15 protein-coding genes are annotated in these 20,391 nt (G+C 48.4%); 4 read left to right on the top strand and 11 right to left on the bottom strand.

Going from position 1 to position 20,391, the window contains the following annotated elements:
• Positions 1-101 precede the first annotated feature (101 nt).
• Both C8U37_RS07140 and C8U37_RS07145 read left to right on the top strand, forming a co-directional pair.
• The gene (locus tag C8U37_RS07140; RefSeq protein ID WP_108032571.1) at positions 102-821 is read left to right on the top strand and encodes an IS1096 element passenger TnpR family protein; all 720 of its coding nucleotides are present in this window, start codon (positions 102-104) and stop codon (positions 819-821) included.
• Between the two features lie 249 nt (positions 822-1,070).
• Entirely contained in the window at positions 1,071-2,039 is a 969-nt protein-coding gene (locus C8U37_RS07145; protein ID WP_108032572.1) for a hypothetical protein, read from the top strand.
• Positions 2,040-2,111: 72 nt separating this feature from the next.
• Here the strand turns inward: C8U37_RS07145 and C8U37_RS07150 are convergent, their stop codons facing one another.
• The 6 genes from C8U37_RS07150 to C8U37_RS07175 all read right to left on the bottom strand — a co-directional run bounded on the left by C8U37_RS07150 (position 2,112) and on the right by C8U37_RS07175 (position 13,628).
• On the bottom strand, positions 2,112-2,342 hold the full coding sequence (locus C8U37_RS07150) for a MerR family transcriptional regulator (protein ID WP_108032573.1): 231 nt from the start codon (positions 2,340-2,342) through the stop codon (positions 2,112-2,114).
• 76 nt (positions 2,343-2,418) lie between these two features.
• Positions 2,419-3,675 carry a hypothetical protein gene (locus tag C8U37_RS07155; RefSeq protein WP_108032574.1) on the bottom strand — a complete coding sequence of 419 codons (1,257 nt, stop codon included), beginning with the start codon at positions 3,673-3,675 and terminating at the stop codon, positions 2,419-2,421.
• Positions 3,676-3,850: 175 nt separating this feature from the next.
• Positions 3,851-7,390, bottom strand: coding sequence for a pyruvate:ferredoxin (flavodoxin) oxidoreductase (gene nifJ, locus C8U37_RS07160; RefSeq protein WP_108032575.1), 3,540 nt, complete (start codon positions 7,388-7,390; stop codon positions 3,851-3,853).
• A gap of 233 nt (positions 7,391-7,623) precedes the next feature.
• Positions 7,624-8,418, bottom strand: a complete 795-nt coding sequence (locus C8U37_RS07165) for a carbon-nitrogen hydrolase family protein (protein WP_108032576.1) — start codon at positions 8,416-8,418, stop codon at positions 7,624-7,626.
• A 101-nt stretch (positions 8,419-8,519) separates the two neighbouring features.
• A complete protein-coding gene (locus tag C8U37_RS07170; RefSeq protein WP_108032577.1) occupies positions 8,520-10,919 on the bottom strand; it encodes a GW dipeptide domain-containing protein in 2,400 nt (799 codons plus the stop codon).
• 261 nt (positions 10,920-11,180) lie between these two features.
• On the bottom strand, positions 11,181-13,628 hold the full coding sequence (locus C8U37_RS07175; protein WP_108032578.1) for an AAA family ATPase: 2,448 nt from the start codon (positions 13,626-13,628) through the stop codon (positions 11,181-11,183).
• A 240-nt stretch (positions 13,629-13,868) separates the two neighbouring features.
• Between C8U37_RS07175 and C8U37_RS07180 the strand changes: the two genes are divergently transcribed.
• Positions 13,869-14,327, top strand: a complete 459-nt coding sequence (locus C8U37_RS07180) for a VanZ family protein (RefSeq protein WP_170100215.1) — start codon at positions 13,869-13,871, stop codon at positions 14,325-14,327.
• A gap of 63 nt (positions 14,328-14,390) precedes the next feature.
• Here the strand turns inward: C8U37_RS07180 and C8U37_RS07185 are convergent, their stop codons facing one another.
• The 5 genes from C8U37_RS07185 to C8U37_RS07205 form a co-directional block, all read right to left on the bottom strand.
• Positions 14,391-15,089 (bottom strand): DNA/RNA non-specific endonuclease, encoded by a 699-nt coding sequence (locus C8U37_RS07185; RefSeq protein WP_170100216.1) that lies wholly within the window; start codon positions 15,087-15,089, stop codon positions 14,391-14,393.
• Positions 15,090-15,303: 214 nt separating this feature from the next.
• A complete protein-coding gene (locus C8U37_RS07190) occupies positions 15,304-16,227 on the bottom strand; it encodes a metallophosphoesterase (protein ID WP_108032581.1) in 924 nt (307 codons plus the stop codon).
• Positions 16,228-16,564: 337 nt separating this feature from the next.
• Positions 16,565-17,488 (bottom strand): cysteine synthase A, encoded by a 924-nt coding sequence (gene cysK / locus C8U37_RS07195; RefSeq protein WP_108032582.1) that lies wholly within the window; start codon positions 17,486-17,488, stop codon positions 16,565-16,567.
• A gap of 186 nt (positions 17,489-17,674) precedes the next feature.
• Complete coding sequence (locus C8U37_RS07200) at positions 17,675-18,805, bottom strand: AAA family ATPase (RefSeq protein ID WP_108032583.1); 1,131 nt, start codon at positions 18,803-18,805, stop codon at positions 17,675-17,677.
• A gap of 384 nt (positions 18,806-19,189) precedes the next feature.
• Complete coding sequence (locus tag C8U37_RS07205) at positions 19,190-19,759, bottom strand: SF0329 family protein (protein WP_108032584.1); 570 nt, start codon at positions 19,757-19,759, stop codon at positions 19,190-19,192.
• Between the two features lie 279 nt (positions 19,760-20,038).
• Between C8U37_RS07205 and C8U37_RS07210 the strand changes: the two genes are divergently transcribed.
• Positions 20,039-20,362 (top strand): hypothetical protein, encoded by a 324-nt coding sequence (locus C8U37_RS07210; RefSeq protein WP_108032585.1) that lies wholly within the window; start codon positions 20,039-20,041, stop codon positions 20,360-20,362.
• Positions 20,363-20,391 lie beyond the last annotated feature (29 nt).

The raw sequence follows: 20,391 nt of genomic DNA on the forward strand, positions 1-20,391 counted from the left end.
CTCGTGTGTCCACTTCTCTATTAAAAGCCATACGGTATTCTTTGCCCGTACCCTCAATAAAGCGTTATACTGGAATAAATAAGAGAATAGGAGTGGTCAAGATGATTTATGAATTCAGGATTGCTGTTCGCGACATCGGCGTGCCTATATGGCGGGATATCCAGGTGAACAGCGATGAGACTTTTTACGACTTCAACAGCATCATCCAGGCAGCCTTCAGTTGGAGCGGATTTTTCGAACACCGTTTTGAAATCACGCGCTCCGGCGGCACAGACCTCCTTCCCATCATCATCGAGGAGACGCCTTTGGACATCGTGGAAGATTATACGGACGAAAGCGACTTCGGGGAATATTACGATGAGAACCGTGAAGAAGTGAATGAACTCGAAGAAACTGATTACGACAATTACGATGAAAACGACAGCGCGGAAAATGAAGACCAAACGCTGCAGAAATATTTCACTGACATCGATGATGCAGCTACCTACATCTATTTCACGGATGCCGTCATAGAAGTGGATATTCAACTCAAGGAAATGGTTGCGCCTCGAGAAGATTGCAGCTATCCGATTTGTGTAGCCGCGGAAAACGCCAGCCCCGATGAAATGGAGGACCGCACCACGATTCTGCAGAATCGGGATAAATTGAAACTGACGGACACACAAGATTTGATCCGTTTGATCAACTTTGCATTATCTCAGTTGGGCGACTCCGATATTTTCGACACGGAATATGAAGACTTTGGGTCAGAATATGCGATCGATACAAGCTGGGATGATGCGTTGCCTGATGATACGGAAGATTCGCCCCCCGAATATTGAAAGTTCAAAAAATTACAGCAGGCCCTTTTTTATGGGTGGCCTGCTGTTTCTGTGTCAATTGCTATTTTATGCGCGCTTTATTTTAAACAATACATTTGCCCGGTCATACTTTCTTAACAAAAGAATCGTCATTCCGAAACAAATGCATCATAAATCTGTGTTATGATGTCCATTGAATGCTCCTGAACAACAAAAGCAGTTTCATTGCAACGGTTGTTCTGAGTAAATTGACATGCAAGGGGGATTTGTATGACCTACCCGATCATCATCGTTTTTCTTCTTGTCCTGACGTTTGTCCATATCATAAAAAAACGCAACGGCAAGGAATCCATTTTTCCATTCACATCAGTATTTCTCGGCGTGCTATTCGGATACCTGCAGCAGGCTACTGCTATCGGCAGCATCATCGGCATTCCTGACCTTGGCTTTTACCTTTCGGTCGCATTTTTAGGCCTTGCCACTCTCAAGGTCCTGGTTGGAAAAAGCAAGCAGAAACGCGAAGCGAATGCCCGATTCCGCAGCGGCGTATCCGGCTTGATTCTGGGGACCGGTTTCCTCTATCTGCACACCCAAACAGCCAGCGATCAATTCATAGCTGCCAGAACAGGCGTTTCTGATTTGACACTCTATTTGGCTATCGGTTGCTACACTCTGGCGGCCTTGTCCTTTTCAGCCAATCTGAACAAACTCCTGAAGAAGCAAGGCACGCATTTCAGAAACGGCGTGCTCGGCGCACTGTTCGGCACATTATTTCTTTTTCTGGATACGCAAACGGTGGCCGGCGACTTTTTGGCGAACACCACCGGGCAGAACGGCCTGCTTTTGTATGCCGCACTCGCCAGTTATGCGATTGCTGTCTTCAGTATTCTTATGGAGGGCAACAAACGCTTGAAACTGGCCAGCGGCAACACCAAACGGGCGATCCTGTGCGCAGGTTTGGGGGCACTGTTTAGATACATCCATCTCCGGACAACGCTGGATGACCTTTTGGGTGTTTCCGGGTGGATGGGCACCCTTTCGTTCGGTCTCTTCATCGCAGCCGCAATCTTCCTGGCGCTGGATCTGTTCAAATCGGGCAAATTCCAAAACAAAAAAAAGCCCGCCAAGCAGAATGCCAAACAAACGAAAGCTGTCTTCACCTCGGATCAGCCAGCAATCGAGAATGCGGAAACAAACGGCCTCTCGCGGAGTGAATACAGACGAAAACAAAACACGTAAACTCCCAAATCATTACCTTCCTAAACGAAAAAAGCAACGAACTCTCATCAATAAGAGCGTTCGTTGCTTTTTTCAATCCTCATCCTTGATGTCGGGATCTTCCGGAAGCGGTGTATTCAAATAGGCCTCCAATTCGTGTTTGTACTTTTCCCTTTGTTCAATGAAAAAATTGAACTGATCGCGGTTCAGCAGTATGTCATCATCCACGCAAATTGTACGGATTTGGCGCTCGCGGATCAAACGCTGGATTTCGCTGATCGGCACTTCCAGATAATCGGCCGTTTCTTGAATATTCAGATACATAATAACACCTTCCATATAGCTCATTTCATTCATTTTACACCAATTCCGGAAATTTTGGGAAAAATTTTCTGCCCAATCAGCGTAGGCGATTGATGTCGGGATTGAAGGAGTTTTTCCGCTTGACCCAGACCGGACCATCCCCTTTCGTGATCAGGAGCACATCGATCGGCCCGCCGACCGTTTCCATCGAAAAGGAGATTTTCCCTTTGAAGGACGTGATATTGACCAGCGTTTCCGCTATCAGAGCAAGTTCCTCCTTCGGCATCGAATCGATCGTCATCAATACGGGGGTCAAATGCCGTTCCTGCTTCATATTGTCGAAGGCATTCAGACCAGATTCGATCAGCGTCGCCTTCAGTTTGTTGATTTCCGGAGCATCGCTTTCCTTCAGTAACTTTTTCTCGGTCAGTTCCGAAATAAGTTTTTCGAGTGTGGCGCGGAGCAATTCCCCAAGGTCGGCCTCCAAATCCGGCGCTATGCCGTTTATGACCGTATGGACCATGTCCTGTTGCGCAAACGGGACAATAGCCGAAGAACATCTGTCTTCAGCAAAATCGTTCATCACAATCTGGCGTACATTCAGCCGTTTCTTAATCACTTTATCGATGACACCAGATATGTCGTACTGATAGATGCTGGGGAACAGCTCATCGAAGCCGAAGCCGGCAATCACCAGTCCGGAATAGGTGTCGGGATAGTAACTGTCGCTGTATACATAATTCCGCACGATTTTATAAAGATCCGGCTTAAATTTATCATAGAGGTTTAAACCCAGGAACACGGTATCGAAAAGCTCCTTAAAAACCTCATCCAGCTTCTCTCCGTAACGATCGGAGAAAATTTTGATCGGCGCCTTTTTGGTGATGCTCTTCATTTTTTCGCTTTCTTTCAGCAAGGCGGGAATCTTTTCCTCGACAGCTTTTTGGTAATCCGCCAGAGTGAAAGCGCCGGGTGACGGTACATAAGTCGTATTCTCCAAAATATTGCAGACATTTTCCGCATACCCGATGATGAGCACTTCTGTGTAGATCGAAGAGTAGATTTCATCCACGCTCTCAAGATAATTGAAGAATTCGGTACAGTAATCCCCGACCGCATCCAACGGTCGAGCCCCTATTTTCTGATGGAAGCCTTTCACGATGATCTCCCAGGGGATTCCCATGAATTGAACATTGCCGAACATCATGATGCCGATCGAATGGCTCGGCCCGAGAGAAAAAATCTTATTGCCGGAATTGAATATTTTCATTTGTTCGCTGTTCCCCATCGTCAGAGCAGAATCCGCCGCCAGCACCAATCCGTTCGCGTTCAATACCCCTACCTCTGCCGTCATGGCGTTTCCTCGCTTTCTTTACAAACCCGCCTTGAAAAAGCGCTTCCTTTCCTTCATTATAGCCTTCCATACACCTTTTCTCAAAATATTACGGGCGCGATTCACTTAGAATAACGCATGGAGAGAACAAAAAAGACCAGTCACCATTAAAGAACGGTAACTGGTCCAAAATAAGTTAGTCGGTATAGGATTCCAATCGTGCATAGGATTGGTAACGGTCTTTAGCAGCTAAGAGGCTTTCGTCGAAGATCGCCTGTACATGCTCAGCATCATACTGGTTATACAACGAAGAGTAGCGGACTTCTTCCATCAGGAAATCCTGGAAACGTTCAAACTGCGGTTCTTTGGAATCCAATTTGAATGGGTTTTTCCCTTTCAGTTTGTTTTCAGGGTGGAAGCGGTAAAGGTGCCAATAACCGACATCCACTGCATCTTTTTCGTGTTCCTGCGATACGGTCAACCCGCACTTGATGCCGTGGCTGATGCAAGGCGAGTAGGCGATGACGATGGAAGGGCCGTCGTAGGCTTCCGCCTCGGAGATGACTTTCAAGGTATGCCGAGGATTCGCACCCATCGCTATCTGGGCGACATAGACGTACCCGTAATTCATCATCATCATGCCCAAGTCTTTCTTGCGGACGGATTTGCCGCCGGAAGCGAACTCAGCGATGGCACCCAGGTTCGATGATTTCGAAACCTGTCCGCCTGTGTTGGAATAGACTTCGGTATCCAGCACGAGGATATTCACATCTTCCCCGCTTGCTAGAACGTGGTCGATCCCGCCGAAGCCGATATCATACGCCCAGCCGTCGCCGCCGATCATCCAAGTGGAACGCTTCATCAGATAGTCCTTATAGCCAAGCAGATCGTTTACCGCTTGTTTGATTTTCTGATCCGTTGTTTCCGCAGTTTCCAAAGCTTTGATGTACGCTTCGGCTAATTTGCGGGCACTGTTTTTGTCGTTGAATCCCTCAGTCCAGGCTGTAGCAGCAGTTCTGAGCGAATCGTCGATTTGCAGGGTCAAGAGCTCCCCTGTCAATGCCAGCGTCCGTTGGCGCAGTTGTTTCGTCGCATGGTGCATCCCTAGGCCGAATTCCGCATTATCCTCCAATAAGGAGTTTGCCCAAGACGGTCCGCAGCCGGATTCATTTGTCGTATACGGTGTGGAAGGAGCAGAGCCCCCGTAGATGGACGAGCAGCCCGTCGCATTCGCGATCTGCATGCGATCGCCCACCACTTGGGTGACCAATTTGATGTATGGCGTTTCGCCGCAGCCGGCGCAGGCGCCTGAAAATTCGAACAACGGTTTTTCGAATTGGCTGCCTTTCACCGTGCTGATGCCGACAGGATTTTGCTTGTGCGGCAGACGGATCATGTAATCCCAGTTATTGTTTTCCTCCAGATGATCCTCGCGGTTTTTCATCTCGATCGCTTTTTTGCGGGCAGGACAGGTCAAGACGCAGATGCCGCAGCCCGTGCAGTCGGCAGCGGACACTTGAATGCGGTATTTGTAGTCTTTGTATGGGCGCATCCCATCCAGGAATTCCACGCCTTCAGGGGCATGGGCTGCTTCGTCTTCGGTGGCCAGGAACGGTCGGATAGCGGCATGCGGACAAACGAAGGAGCATTGATTGCACTGGATGCATTCCTCAGGGTTCCAGATCGGGATCTGGACGGCGATTTCGCGTTTTTCGTATTGCGTCGTCCCCTGTGGGAAAGTCCCGTCAGCCCGGTCCAAAAAGGCGCTGACAGGCAATTGGTTGCCTTCCATCCGCTCCATCATATTGGCGATGTTGCGGACAAAATCCGGTTCATCCCCCAATACTTCCGGCTCATCTTGCGCATCCTTCCAGCTATCCGGAATACTGATTTTTTGGACACCTTCCATGCCGGCGTCGATCGCTTGCTCGTTCATGGAAATGATTGCTTCGCCTTTGTGCCCGTATGATTTGCGGGCCGCGTCTTTCATGTACTGCATTGCCTCTTCAGCAGGTATGACCGGCAGGATTTTGAAGAAAGCCGCTTGACAGATCGTGTTGATCCGTCCTCCCAGCCCGATTTCCTTGGCGAGGTTGATGGCGTCGATCATATAGAAGTCAATCTTGTTTTCTGCGATGTACCGCTTCATCTTGGCAGGCAAACGCGTTTCAAGATCCTCGGCGCGCCAATTGGTGTTCAACAGGAACGCGCCGCCCGGTTTCAGGTTCTTCAGCATGTCGTATTTTTTTACATAGGCATGGTTGTGGCAAGCCACAAAATCAGCCTTTTCGATCAGATAAGGCTCATGGATCGGTTCCTTGCCGAAGCGCAGATCGGAAATCGTTACGCCCCCCGATTTTTTCGAATCGTAGGAAAAATAAGCCTGAACATGCATATCGGTATGGTCCCCGATGATTTTGATCGAATTTTTGTTGGCACCGACCGTCCCGTCGGAACCGAATCCCCAGAACTGTGCTTCGAATGTGCCTTCCTTGCGGACGTCGATCTGTTCATCAATCGCAAGCGACAAGTGTGTGACATCATCGTTGATGCCGATCGTGAATGGATGCTTCGGTTCCTCTTGCTTCAGGTTTTTATAGACTGCGAACAGCTGCTCCGGTGTTGTGTCCTTTGAACCCAAGCCATAACGGCCGCCGATGATCATCGGACGGTCAAGGCGATTGTTGAAGGCCGCTACGACATCCAAAAAGAGCGGTTCGCCGATGGAGCCGGCTTCTTTCGTGCGGTCGAGAACCGCAATCCGTTTTACGGAGTCCGGTAAAGCCTTCATAAAGTGCCCGACGCTGAATGGTCGGTAAAGATGCACATTGAGGACACCCACTTTTTCCCCTAACCGATTCAGGTAATCCGCCGTTTCGCAGGCTGTTTCATACACGGAGCCCATGCAGATGATGACCCGCTCGGCATCCGTAGCACCGTAATAATTGAACAGGCGGTAGTCCCGGCCGGTCAATTGGTTCATTTTTTCCATGTAGCCTTCGACAATTCCCGGAACAGCATCATAATACCTGTTCGCGGCTTCCTTGGTCTGGAAAAAGACGTCGGGATTCTGAGCCGTTCCACGCAATGTCGGATGGTTCGGGCTAAGGCTGCGGTCACGGAACGCTTTCAAAGCATCCTGATCCAGCATTTCCGCTAGGTCGTCATACGATTGAACCTCGATTTTTTGGATTTCATGCGAAGTCCGGAATCCGTCAAAGAAATGCAGAAACGGCACGCGACCTTTAATAGCCGCCAAATGGGCTACACCTGCCAAATCCGCCGCTTCCTGTACACTGGAGGATACCAATAAAGCATAGCCCGTCTGTCTGCAGGCCATCACGTCCGAGTGGTCGCCGAAGATGGAAAGCGCATGGCCCCCCAGCGCACGAGCGGCAACATGGATGACGGAGGGCAACAGTTGCCCGGCCATTTTGTATAGGTCGGGTATCATCAGCAACAATCCTTGCGATGAGGTATAGGAACACGCCAAAGCGCCAGCTTGCAGCGCTCCGTGAACAGTGCCCGCTGCTCCGGCCTCGGATTGCATTTGGGTGACTTTCACGGTTTGGCCAAAGATGTTCTTGCGGCCCTCCTGAGACCAATGATCGACAGCATCGGCCATCGGGGAAGAGGGTGTAATGGGATAAATCCCGGAAATTTCTGTAAAAGCGTAAGATGTATAGGCTGCGGCAGTATTGCCATCGACAGTCATATACATTTTCTCGTTGGACATAAAGGATTCCTTCTCTCAAATCGTATAGTTCACATACAGCGGGTTGTTTTTCTGATATTATTCGACAAAAAGTCTCAGAAAATGACGAGCTGATGCATTTGCATGATTTCATTATAGCAAAATAGTAAGTGCTCCGGTACACAAAGAAAGGCATTTATTCCCGAATTTCCCCAAAGCTTAAGTTTCTTTATGTATTCATCATCTTTTTCATTTGGCATTATCCATGAAATTTTTCATTCCAACGCTGGCGGGTTGAGAATAGGAATTTGCCTTCTGACGGATGCAACGCGTTCGAGATCCACTGTTACAATCGCCATTTCTTCCTCAAAACCAAGTTGGGCCAGAACGCTTCCCCATGGATCCGCAACAAGCGAATGGCCGTACGCATGGTAACTGAAATCGAGGTCGCGGGCGGGACTGACCCCCACCATGAACAGCTGGTTGTCGACCGCGCGCGCCCGGAACAGCAATTCCCAATGCGCCGGGCCGGTCGTTATGTTGAACGCTCCAGGCACAATGCAGACAAGGGCCCCTTGTTTTTGGAGCAGTTCCCAGTCGCTTTGGAAACGGATGTCAAAACAGATACCCAAGCCGAACAGGCCGAATTCGGTCTGGAACACGCCCAGTCCGTCCCCAGCAGTCAACGTATCGGATTCCTTGAACGCTTGTCCGCCGTCGACCTGGATATCGAATAAATGGGTTTTGCTGTAGTCGAGGATCTCCTTGCCTTGCCGATCGAACGTATAGCTTGTGTTGTATATTTTATTTTCCTTGATCTGGGGAATCGATCCGCCGACCACATAGATGGCATGTTCTTTCGCCATCTCCGCGAGCCTTCTGTAGGTTGCCCCGCCCTTCGGCTCAGCGTATTCTCTGAAATAGGCGTTATCATACGGACAATTGAACATTTCCGGGAGCACCGCCATATCCGCTCCACCACATGCCGCTTTCTTGACCAATTCCTCTGCACGTTTTAGGTTTGTTTCCTTATCCGCTGTGACCATCATCTGAAGCAAGGCTATTTCCATCCCAATCACCTTCCTGTTCGTTTTCATAAGTATAACGTTTTACTGATGAAGTGTCACAAAAAGCAGGGACGCCTGAGTGTGGCCGTCCCTGCTTTTCGATTTTAATAGACTACGACCGGTGTGCCGACCGGATAACTATAATAGAGTGTGCGGACAGCTTCGTACGGGGTGTTGACGCATCCGTGCGAGCCATAGTAAAGGTAAACATCACCGCCATAGCCGTGCGTCTGCCAAGACGAATCATGCAAACCAACCATATTGCCCACGAAAGGTATCCAGAAGCTGACGGGCGAAGCATAGTCCGCACCTATCAGGACGGATGGCGATTGTTTAAACGGCTGGATATAGAACAAGCCTCGCGGTGTAGCGTTATTCGCCGATGGTTTGCCAGTGATGACCGGAGCGGAAACGAGCATCGTCTCGCCTTTATAGGCCCAGACGCTTTGGTGGCTCAAGCTGACGATGATGTAGCTGTTGCCGATGTAGTAAGTGACTCCCGAGTTGCTGCGGAAATACCCGTTGATCACTGTCCAATCCGGACCTTTAGCATAAGTCGGCAATCCCGATAGTGCGGCTTTGTCCACCCATCCGATGTAGTTGCCATTCAGGGAAATGAGCACATAATGACCATCGGCTGATTCCCTGATGGCATCGACCTTTTGTCCGACATAGCTGTCCGTGCTTGTCCGCCACTGGTAACCGGCATAGCCCCAAGGCAACGTGTCGACCGAAAAACCGGCTTTCGCGATTGTCGGTGAATAGCTCACGACGGTTCCACCGGAAATGTTCTGTGCCTGGGATCTGTAGCTGAAATCCCCCAAAGCCTTCTTATCGATCCAACCGATTTTTTTCCCATTCATTGAAAGCAGCACATACGCTCCATTTGCTGTCTCTTTCACAGCCTCAACCCGCTGCCCCAGGTAATCGGTTGAAGTGGCCATCAGTTGATAGCCGGCGTAACCCCAGGGCAGACTATCAATCGAATATCCCGGCGAAGTGACGGCTGCCGTGTAGGCGACAACGACTGCGGAAGCTACATCCTGTAGTTTTGGCGGAACGGCGATATCTGTGAGTGCTCGTTTATCGACCCATCCCAATCGGGTCCCGTTGGAAGAAATCAAAACATAAAGTCCGTTCGGCGACTCTTGGACAGCTTGGATGCGTTCCCCGGTATGGTTGCTTGTCGTGTCGATTTGCCCGTATCCGGCATAGCCCCAAGGCAAGCTGTCTATAGAAAAGCCGGCTGCTGCTATAGTCGCTTTATAATCCACTGTTATCCCCGTTGCCAGCTCCTGTACTTTGAGTTCGATATAGATATCCGTCAGTGCCCGTTTATCGATCCACCCCAAGCTGTTGCCGTTCTGTGCGATCAGCGCATAGAGGCCGTTGGCGGTCTCCTTGATTGCCTGTACGCTTTGATTCAAGTAAGCCGAACTTGTTGTCATTTGAGCATATCCGGCATAACCCCAAGGTAAACTGTCGATGGAAAAGCCGGCTGCGCCGATTCGGGCAGCATAGTCCACCGTCAACGCTGAAGTAATATCTTGCACTTTAGGCTGACTGTAGATATCCGACAGAGCGCGCTTGTCGATCCACCCCAGCTTTTCTCCATTTAGGGAAATCAGCACGTACTGACCATTTGCGGTTTCTTTTTCAGCCTGTATTTTCTGATCCAAATAAGCTGTGCTCGTTTCCATATACATGTAGCCAGCGTAGCCCCAAGGAAGACTGTCGAGCGAAAAATTAGTTCCACTTATGCGTGCCGTGTAATCAACGGCAATCGCTGAAGCAAGGTCCTGTACCTTAGGGATGATGACAATATCGGATAAGGCGCGCTTGTCGACCCAACCCAACTTTTCTCCGTTCAGCACTACCAATGCGTAAAGACCGTTCTGCGATTCTCTGATCACCTCGATTTTTTGACCTACAAAATCGTTCGTCATGTAGCGGAAAGCATAGCCGGAATAGCCCCAAGGAAGACTGTCGAGCGTAAAGTCCCCTTTGGCAATGACAGCTGTGTAGGAAACGGCAACGTCAGAAGAACTTTCATTCACTTCGGGAAGAGTTGTTGCCGCTGCAGTCATTTCCACTGCGGGTGCAGACTCAAGCGGAGTGGCATCGCTTGGTTGAGAAACGGGATTGCCGGAAACCGGTAGCGATCCGCTCTCTTGGGTAATCCCCTCGTTGCTTGCAGGCACCACTTCTTCAGATGCTTCCGAAGAGTTATCCGATGGTGCACCCTCTGTAAGGTCCGCTGATCCAGTCACTGGTTCCGCTGGCGGAACAGCAGCGTTGTCTGTATCCTCATAGAGGTTGGATGATTGCTCGATCATATCCGGTGTTTCTGTTTGGGACGACTCGCTCCCGATGGTGCTGCTTGCATTCGCGCCGGTAGTTTCCGCAAAAACTGAGGGTGCCGGTGCCGCTATAAGCATGGCTGCGGACAGACCGCAAACCATAACGGCACACCATTGAGATTTGACTTTACGCAATTTTTTCATGACTTACCCCACCAATCTGTTCGATATTGTAAAGGTTTACATATTTTTATGCAAAAAATTTGGTGATAGCGATTCGTAAATTCATTCATACTTTTATTATATCAATATATTTTTTATCTTCAATATATATAATCTAATTCCTGATTTTTATTGGAAAATTGGCCGCCGGATATATGAAAAGAGCCGAGCTGAAACCATTTGGGTCCCTGCTCAACTCTTCCTTTCAGCTAAAAACCACGCATCCATCCTGCCAAGGATACATCATTCTAAGTCATACTCGTCGCTACTGCCGTTGCCGTACCGGTCACTTGGAGCCTGAGCGGCTTCGATACTCTTGTTGTATTTTTCAAGTTTCTGTTGGACTTTACGGAAGACGCTGCCTTCCGTGAAATTTCCGTCCGGTTCGCGTTTTCCGGAATTCAGCCCCGTCAACAGCTCGATTCCTTCCGAAACTGTTTTGACGGAATAGATATGGAATTTAGCAGCATTCACTGCCTCGATAATTTCCTCCTTCAGCATCAGATCGTCCACATTTTGATTCGGAATGATGACTCCTTGTTCTCCGCTCAAGCCTTTCGCTTGGCACAGATCGAAAAAGCTTTCGATTTTCTCGGTGGCGCCACCGATTGGTTGGATGTCGCCCTTTTGGTTGATGGATCCGGTGACAGCCAGGTTCTGCTTAAGCGGCACATCGGCTAGGCTGGATAGGAGCGCATACAGTTCAGCGCTGGAGGCACTGTCTCCGTCGACGCCGCCGTAATTTTGTTCAAATGTCAATTGGGCGCTCACTGCCAGCGGTTTTTCCTGCGCAAACTGCCCGCCCAGAAAGCCTGCCAGCGTCAGAACCCCTTTTGAATGGCTGCTGCCGCTCATTTTGGTTTCGCGTTCGATATTGGTCACACCGTTCGAACCGATGTAGGTACGGGCTGTGATCCGGGTCGGATGGCCAAAGGCATATTCTTCGGTCTGAATGACCGAAAGGCCGTTGATCTGGCCGACGATGGCATCCTGAATATCGATCATGATTTTGTCCTTCAACACCATTTCCTGGAATTTTTCTTCGATCATATTGGCCCTGTATTTCCTGTCAGCCAACGCTGTTTGCACGTGGACATCTGAAACGATTGTTGCCCCCTCGTATTTGGCGATGGCGCTGGATTCATGGACAATCTCCGTAATTTCGTTGAATTGAGTGGATAATTTGGTCTGATTTCCCGCAAGACGTGATCCGTACTCAATGATTTTACCCAAGCCGCTGCGGTCAAAATGGAGGATTCCCGTTTCCTGGCAGATTGAGCTGATGAATGAGACATACTTTCGGATATTCTCTCCATTGCGGTCCATACTGATATCGAAATCGACTTTGACTTTGAACAGTTTCCTGAAATCTTCATCATAGGTCAGCACTTTGTAGAATATCGGACTACCGATCAAAATGATTTTGACGTTCAAGGGAATCGTTTCCGGTTTCAGCGTCAAGGTCGGCACATAGCGGTACTGCTCGCCGATGTTCTCGATCAGGGCTTGTTGATGCTTCAGAACCTTTTTCAAGGCATCCCACATGAACGGATCGAACAGGACATCTTTCGCCTGCAGCACCAGATACCCACCGTTGGCTTGATGGATGGCGCCGGCTTTCACCATCGTGAAGTCAGTCGTCGTGTACATGAATTGGTTTTTGTATTCGATTTTCCCGAAGATATTATAATAATTCGTAAATGGTTCGATGATCGCTGGCGCGCCATTGCTGTTTTCATTGTTCACAAAGAGATTGACTTTGTATTTTATGAAGGGGTCACCGTCGTTTTCCGGCATTTGGAAAGGATTTTGCGCTTGCGGTGCATCAGCCAAACGGAAGATGATGTTGTTTTCGGTGATGTCCGTCAGCACTTTATCGAGATAATCCAGGATTTTTTCCGAATAAGCGTACTTTTCTTTTAATCTGACGATGGGAGGCTCTGTCGCAAATCGGGTTATCTGCCTGTCCAATTCCTTGAGCTGTTTGTCGGCCTCTTTTTCGAGCGCGCGGGATCCGCGGATGATTTCATCGAGCCTCTTTTCAAGCTTATAGGTATTTTCATCAATGATTTTGCGTTCATCAGCCGAAAGAACTTTATATTCTTCCGGGGAAAGCTGCTTGCCATCCTTGATCGGTATCAAAGCGACGCGTCCAGGTGCTTGTCTGACGACGAATCCCGCTTTGAGAGCCTCCTGTTCGATGCTCTGAAAAACAGAATCAACCTTTTCCTGGACCACTTGGATGATGGTGCCTTTTTGTTGATCATAATCACTGCTCTCGAACGTTTTCGGAATGAGGCTGCGCATGTCCTCTACGAACTCGGTCATGTCATTGCGGAATATTTTCCCTTGTCCTGCAGGCAGAGACACCGCGATCGGTTTGTCCCGATCCGCAAAATTATAGATATAACACCAATCATCAGGTGTATTGCCTTTCTCGGCCAATCGGGTTACTACGGTCTGGACGTAGGTGCTCTTTCCGGTTCCTGGTGGTCCGGAAACAAAAATATTGTAGCCGGGCACCGCCATTCCCAAACCGAAATCCATCGATTTCACAGCCCGGTCCTGACCGATGATGCCCTGCAAGGGAGGGACATCCCTTGATGATTCGCAAAAATTCAGTTCGCCCGTATGCAGATAACTCCAGCGCAACTTCTCGACCGGAATACGGTATTTTTCTTCAAGCGACATGCGAAGGACTCCTTTACTGTTGGATTGCGCTGGATGCGACGGCAATAGATCTTTCCGCCCGACTTACAGTAAGCGCTATCAATCTCCAACTCTATTGTATAACAATTTTGATGAGATGTGGAATGTTTTCCTTTTTGATTCGATTGTTCACTAGCTATTACTGAAAAATTATCATTATCCGCTTTTCAGTCAAAGATTGCTGCGCTATACTGATGCAATAGGATGGAGGGACTCACGAGCATGCGTTTTACTTTTAACACCAAATTTACAGTTTTATGCCTCTGGATGGGCGTCATTTTTCTCCTGTCGCACCAAAATGGTCAGGAGTCATCCGAAACAAGCGGCATCCTTTTGGAATTGTTGAAATTTATTGGGATCGGGCCCGGCAGTTCCATTCAGGGTGCACTCAGTTACCTGGTCCGTAAGGCAGGCCATTTCAGCGAATATTTGATTTTGGCTGTCCTGTTTTTGCGTTATCGGAAGCAACAAGGATCATCGGGAAAATCAGCTTTCTTTGCGTTGCTGTTCGTATTTCTGTATGCCTCATCGGACGAATTCCATCAATCCTTCATTCCGGGAAGAGGTCCGGCCTTTTCCGATGTATTGATCGATACAGCAGGGGGACTGACCGGCATCATGCTTTATGAATGGAAGCAGAGAATGATGGAGCCTCAAAATCCGATTTACTGTAAAAAATAAACAGGCATCCGTCATTTTTGATGGATGCCTGTTTTAAAATTATAGGAGCTCTATAGCGCATAACTATTCGACAGTGTCTTTGGGCTCGTTGAAGACATAGACGTTCAGGTCGACTGAATCATCATTGACACTTTTTGCCATGATGTGCAGCCCTTCGCAAATCAATTCATCACCTTTGAATAGGGGCGTTACCCGATAGCGGACCGTAGTGCCTGCTTGGATCGCTTCACTGACAATGAACTCCGAAGCAAAGTACATGGCCGGATAGTTCGCGTTTCGGTACAACGTCACCAGATTGCGCCAGTCCTCACCGCTTCCTCCGAGCACATCCGCCAATAGATGTCCGCGGTTCAGCTGTTTTGGATTCGATTCATTCTGATTGCTTTTTGACCATCCCGTCGGCAGGATGCTGCTGTTTGCATCGGTACCCGTCTGGTACATTTCCGGCGTGATCATGGCGTTCATTGTGGTGACACGGTTCAGCTCATCCAAATCGCCGTAACTGATCCAGCCTTCCCCTTCAAAGTGCAATTCTGAATCATCAAAGGTACTCTTTCCACCGTTTATTTCAATCGTATCCGGACCTGTATATTGTGGCGCATCATCCGTGGACAGGATTACTGAAGTAGTGGTTGTACCGTCCTGATTTGAAGTCGGATCGACTCCTTCATGTATCTCGATCCAGGTAAGGATGAGAAACCATGTTAGCAGCAACAGCAGTCGCAACAGTTTGTGCTTGCCCGAAGTTTTTCTTTTTGCCATTTCTTCCCCCACTATTAAGGATAGTAACATCGATCCATATAGATAAAGAATGGCTTCATCCAATGAACGCATTCCTTCATTCTATCAGTCAACCATTAGGAGTGCAAACCAAATTCTGTCAACGAGCGCACACATTCTTTTTTGCTTTTTCAGTATTTTGTTTTGAAAATAAAAAAGACTCTTCTGTAAGGCCAGAAAAGTCGGTTAGGCAATATTATTCAGTTGCTGTTTCATTTTTGACACTCGCCCGGATATCGAATTTTCCGATCGGATCCGGTCCGCGCATGACTTCCCGTTTGATCTGGAGCAAGCCATCCTCATTCACCCGTGTTTTCCATCTGACCAGTTGGATCTGACCACCGGTAATCTCGATGGCTGTGATGCTAGTCGGATAGATGCAGCAACCCGAATTGAAGTAAGGCAAATCTTTGGTCTTCGGATATTTGAAGCGGTGGGTGTGGCCGCAGATCAGCATTTTTTCATGCTTTTGGATCCACTTCACGTAGTTTTTTTCGATTTTGTGCCGTTTGTTCATGTTTTTCACGGGGCTCGTCGGACTCTTGACGCCGAATGCGTGCAGGAACCGCCAAAAATACTTCAGGGAAAGCATCGTCGGGTACCACAGTTGGTCGTTCGGAAGATCACCCTGCATGCCATGGACGACGAATATTTCCTGCTGCGTTTTCCGGTCCTTCAAAACCAATGCTTCGATCGGTCGGATCCCAGGGAGAAAATCATAGAAGAACTCGGTATATTCATCGTAGTTCCGGAAATAATTTCGTTCCACATACCACTGGTTTTTCAGATAGATATTGTGGTTTCCATAAATCATGATCAAACGCTTTTCATCATAAAAACGTTTCAGGATAGCGAATACCTCCGGATGGGCATTTTTGATGTGCTTGAATTCGTGATGCTCCCACAGTTCATCACCATCACCGTTTTCAACGTATATGAATTCATTTTTATAATAGTATTCCAACGCATACAAAAAAATGTTTTTATTCCGTGCGAATTCATCAGAAAGGCTCCCATCGCCTCTATGGCAGTCACTCAAAAAAACATAATTGGATGTATCATCGATGTATTCTACTCTGGCTTTCTCATAGGCCTCTGTCAGCCGTTTATCTGTAAACATGCACTACACCTCATCTCACTGAATCCATTACCTATATTATAGTTCTCCAAGACCGGAAGCGCCACTATTTAGAGCGGTGGAACGATTCCGACTGGGTTCATATTGATGCCTCCTATTTATTCAGTCCGGCCAACCTTTGCTCCTTTTCTGGTGCTGATATCATTTGAAAAGAACGCACCCACTGAATTCCTCGAAATCCATACGAAGAGTTACGGAAAAAAAGTAGCGAAACATACACAAATAAAAATCGTCTCCAAGTAAGGTACCCAAAAAAGTGCCTCAACCACAGGAACCGCTCCTGCTGTGGTTGAGGCACTATCATTATTCGGTATATCGCTTAATTTTGAAAAACGGGTGTGGAAAGGTATCTCTCGCCGTTGTCCGGTGCGATGGTCACTACCGACTTGCCAGCACCAAGTTGACCAGCCAAGGCGATGGCTCCTGCCACTGCCGCACCGCTGGAGATGCCCACCAGTATGCCTTCTTCTTTGGCAAGCCTGCGGGTCATCGCGAATGCTTCTTCACTTGAAACCTGGAACACGCCGTCGTAAACAGCAGTGTCCAATACCTGCGGAATGAAGCCGGTACCGATTCCCTGGATCTTATGCGGTCCTTTTTGGCCGCCGCTCAACACTGCGGATTCGGAAGGTTCAAGCGCATAAATGCCGACATCCGGATTCGCTTTTCGTAAGGCTCTCCCTATCCCTGTGATCGTACCGCCTGTTCCGACAGCCGATAAGAAGGCATCCGGGCCGACGCCGTCGAAAGCTGCGATAATTTCCGGACCGGTTGTCGTTTCATGGATAGCCGGATTTGCCGGGTTTTCGAACTGCAAAGGCAGGAAGTAGCCGGGTTGCGCCGCGATTTCTTTGGCTTTCGCAATCGCTGCAGGCATACCCTCAGCTCCTGGCGTCAATACGAGTTCGGCTCCATAAGCCGAAAGCAACAGACGTCGTTCGATGCTCATCGTATCCGGCATCACAAAGATGGATTTATAGCCTTTCGCTGCCGCCAACATCGCCAAACCTACGCCAGTGTTTCCGCTGGTCGGCTCTACAATCGTGTCTCCCGGCTTCAAGATTCCCTCTTCTTCCGCTGTCGCGATCATATTCAAAGCGATGCGATCCTTTATGCTGCCGCCGACATTGAACGCCTCTAATTTCAAATACACATCGGCAAAGCCTTCCGGTACGATTTTGCTTAATTTAATGACCGGTGTCTCTCCGATCAATTCTGCTACAGACGATACTATTTTAACCATGCTGAATTCCTCCATTAAGTTTGTTATTTATGTATACATGTGTCAAAATTCGAGAAAGATGTTCCTTCTCAGAACTTGGTGATAGGGGTAGCATAACATGCAAAAGGTTTCGTGAAAATCAGACATAAACGAACAAGGGTGATCGGTTTTCCCGAACACCCTTTGCCTTCAATTATCGTTGTCTTATTAGCTGTGCCCCATCAATCGATCTATCGCTTCTTTCGCTTGTTTGTAACGGGCATAATAACTGAATTCATCCTTATCGCCGATGCCTTTTGCATCCAACATGACGACTTTACCCAAGTTTCCGCTTCTTGCGATTTCCTCCATCATCATCTCGTGGATGGTCGTCAAAAAGGCATCCTCAGAAAATTCCATATTGCGGTAGCCGTCATCGACATATTTCAGAGTCGGGGGCACAACGAGGATCAAATCCCATAATTGGCGCGCAATAAATGCGTTGGCCGACTGCTCTACAATTGCATACTCTTCCGAAGTGATCGCATAATCCTCATCCTCAGCGCCAAGGCGTGCGTAGACTTTTGTGACCATCACATCCGTATCCAAAATTGCCATCCCTTGACTGGCGGGATCCGCGATCGTATCCCGGTTCAGCTGGAACTGACCGGTAACCAACCGTTGATAATCCATGCCATCCAGTTCAAAATCATTCACATTTGATTCCTCTTGGTACTGGCGTGAATATTCGAAACTGTAGGGACAGGAATACAGCTTTGCCAGATCCTTGACCAATGTCGTTTTGCCTCCGCTCGGAGCTCCCAAAACCAGCACTTTTTTCGTGAATATCCGTCGGAAAGGCAAAGCGATGGCATTAAAATGACGCAACGCATCATTGCGGATATTCAGGCCGGTTATCGGATACAGACTTGTATCCACCAAATGGACTTCGTCGGATGATTCGTTTTTCAATGCCTCTGCTTGTATCGTTTTTCCGGTATACCAGATCTTTTGCGCATCGATCCGTTGAAGCGAATCAGCTATTTTAATGGCAACGATTTCCAACCATGGTGCCCACTCGCTTTCTTTTTGTGGAATGCCCTGTCCGGCTACCATTACGACATAAATCTGATTATCATCCGCAAACAATTCGCGCATATACCGGAATCTTCTGTAGACATCCAGACCAACAGGCTCGCCGAAGTCACCCTCCTGGCCGCAGACGATCACGACGCAACCATCATTCTCTTTCTTGGCCTGCAAGATGACTTCCAAATGCCCAATATGACAAGGTGCGAAAGCTCCGAAAACGATACCGATCCGGCTACCGTTTAATTTATCTTTGTACAGATTCCCCATCTTGATTTCCCCTCCTGCGTAACGTATTCCCTATGCTATGCCCATATACCTTCTACTTACATTCTACAACTTCCTCACCGCAACGTATAGCACGAAGGCCTTTTTTCAAGTTAGGGAATACGGATATCGGGCTGAGTCGACAAAAAAAAGCAGGTGCAAAGATCATCCCGATCTTCGCGCCTGCTTGCTTATCGTTGCAGCAGAACAGCCTCATAGCCGCTGTCATTAATGGATTTTTTTGTCGTATCACCGATGGCATAGAAAACGAGCGGCTTTTTTTCGGTTTTGTTGTAGACCGAAAGGAATCTTTTCCATGCCGATGGGCTGGCGAAGTAAACAGCAGATAGCTCACGCATGCAGGGATATCGGATTCTTCAGCTGACACTATATAGCACTGCGCCTTAACCTATAGAAGTATTGCACAATCGGATGCTTCATTTTCACTGATTTTTCCATATCCATGATCCGCTTTTTGCCGACGCGCCTGTCCACCAAAGCCAAGCAGTTCAACAGGATGTCCGTGCTGGCAAGGCTGGCTTCAATGGGTTGGGTCAGAAAAACATTTGCGGTTTTGTAGAAATCGGCTTTGCTTAAGGACACCTGGGCGGCCATCGTTTCCTTCGCGTAGGCCAACAGTTTGCGGTCCCTCGCGATCACTGCCAACCGTTCTTCCGGCACTTTTCCGCCAGTTTCCATCCGGATATGCTCAATTTCGGCTTCACTGAGTGGAATTACGACAGCGGAATCATTTTTGATATCCTGTTCCGACTGGTACCACTTCATCCCTGTCGTTACGTCCTTCATATTGAAGATTTTTTTATTGTCCACTGCGATGCAGCACTGGCCGTTTTTATCGGGTGTATAGCGGTAGCTGGTGGATAAGTACCCCACTCTTCCCGCCAACGCCGGCGCAAGGAAATTCTCCAACTGCTGCTTCATTTTGCTCCAAATCATATTTTATATCCTCCATCAGACAACCTTTCTGTTGTCCATTCCTCTTCAATCTGACTTCTTTCATTATTGCCAAAAAAACCAGGCTGGGTCAAGCCTTTTAGGCATGCGAATCATCTTTTTTTTGGTCTTTGCCATCCGGCGATCGCATGGCCCATATGCTTTACCGTCACGCTGTCGCGTCAGGACATTTCAATCGGGCTGCACCGCAGAATATGCTAAAATATAAACGTATAGAGTATTGAAATGCACAGCCAGGCATGCCGGATAAGGAGAATCCATATGAAAAAAGGCAGGCTCAACAACATAACGCTATTTTCTGGCATATTACTCAGTCTGTTTCCGCTGAGTCTCATTCGCATGGAACCCGATGAATCCGAAGAAGTGACCGCAGAATCCGGCATGACGCTGCAAACCGAACCTTCTGTTGCTGTGCGGCTGGATGTGCCGCTCCTGAATCAACTGGATTCGCCTGCCCTGCTGCTCGGCTGCGAAGTCACCGCGCTTGCAATGATCCTGCAGTACAACGAAATGCCGGTCATAAGAAAAGCATCGGGGAAAACCACCCCGATGCCTTTTTTTGCGTTGTTGTATTATTTTTTTTGATAATCTGATAGTTTATATTCCACACCGTG

The organism is Trichococcus patagoniensis (assembly GCF_003051085.1).
In the GTDB taxonomy this organism is placed as follows: domain Bacteria; phylum Bacillota; class Bacilli; order Lactobacillales; family Aerococcaceae; genus Trichococcus; species Trichococcus patagoniensis.

Excerpts from the sequence above, each read along its gene's own strand:
- C8U37_RS07140 (WP_108032571.1), top strand. The coding sequence starts at position 102 with ATGATTTATGAATTCAGGATTGCTGTTCGCGACATCGGCGTGCCTATA.
- C8U37_RS07145 (WP_108032572.1), top strand. The coding sequence starts at position 1,071 with ATGACCTACCCGATCATCATCGTTTTTCTTCTTGTCCTGACGTTTGTC.
- C8U37_RS07150 (WP_108032573.1), bottom strand. The coding sequence starts at position 2,342 with ATGTATCTGAATATTCAAGAAACGGCCGATTATCTGGAAGTGCCGATC.
- C8U37_RS07155 (WP_108032574.1), bottom strand. The coding sequence starts at position 3,675 with ATGACGGCAGAGGTAGGGGTATTGAACGCGAACGGATTGGTGCTGGCG.
- nifJ (WP_108032575.1), bottom strand. The coding sequence starts at position 7,390 with ATGTCCAACGAGAAAATGTATATGACTGTCGATGGCAATACTGCCGCA.
- C8U37_RS07165 (WP_108032576.1), bottom strand. The coding sequence starts at position 8,418 with ATGGAAATAGCCTTGCTTCAGATGATGGTCACAGCGGATAAGGAAACA.
- C8U37_RS07170 (WP_108032577.1), bottom strand. The coding sequence starts at position 10,919 with ATGAAAAAATTGCGTAAAGTCAAATCTCAATGGTGTGCCGTTATGGTT.
- C8U37_RS07175 (WP_108032578.1), bottom strand. The coding sequence starts at position 13,628 with ATGTCGCTTGAAGAAAAATACCGTATTCCGGTCGAGAAGTTGCGCTGG.
- C8U37_RS07180 (WP_170100215.1), top strand. The coding sequence starts at position 13,869 with ATGCGTTTTACTTTTAACACCAAATTTACAGTTTTATGCCTCTGGATG.
- C8U37_RS07185 (WP_170100216.1), bottom strand. The coding sequence starts at position 15,089 with ATGGCAAAAAGAAAAACTTCGGGCAAGCACAAACTGTTGCGACTGCTG.
- C8U37_RS07190 (WP_108032581.1), bottom strand. The coding sequence starts at position 16,227 with ATGTTTACAGATAAACGGCTGACAGAGGCCTATGAGAAAGCCAGAGTA.
- cysK (WP_108032582.1), bottom strand. The coding sequence starts at position 17,488 with ATGGTTAAAATAGTATCGTCTGTAGCAGAATTGATCGGAGAGACACCG.
- C8U37_RS07200 (WP_108032583.1), bottom strand. The coding sequence starts at position 18,805 with ATGGGGAATCTGTACAAAGATAAATTAAACGGTAGCCGGATCGGTATC.
- C8U37_RS07205 (WP_108032584.1), bottom strand. The coding sequence starts at position 19,759 with ATGATTTGGAGCAAAATGAAGCAGCAGTTGGAGAATTTCCTTGCGCCG.
- C8U37_RS07210 (WP_108032585.1), top strand. The coding sequence starts at position 20,039 with ATGAAAAAAGGCAGGCTCAACAACATAACGCTATTTTCTGGCATATTA.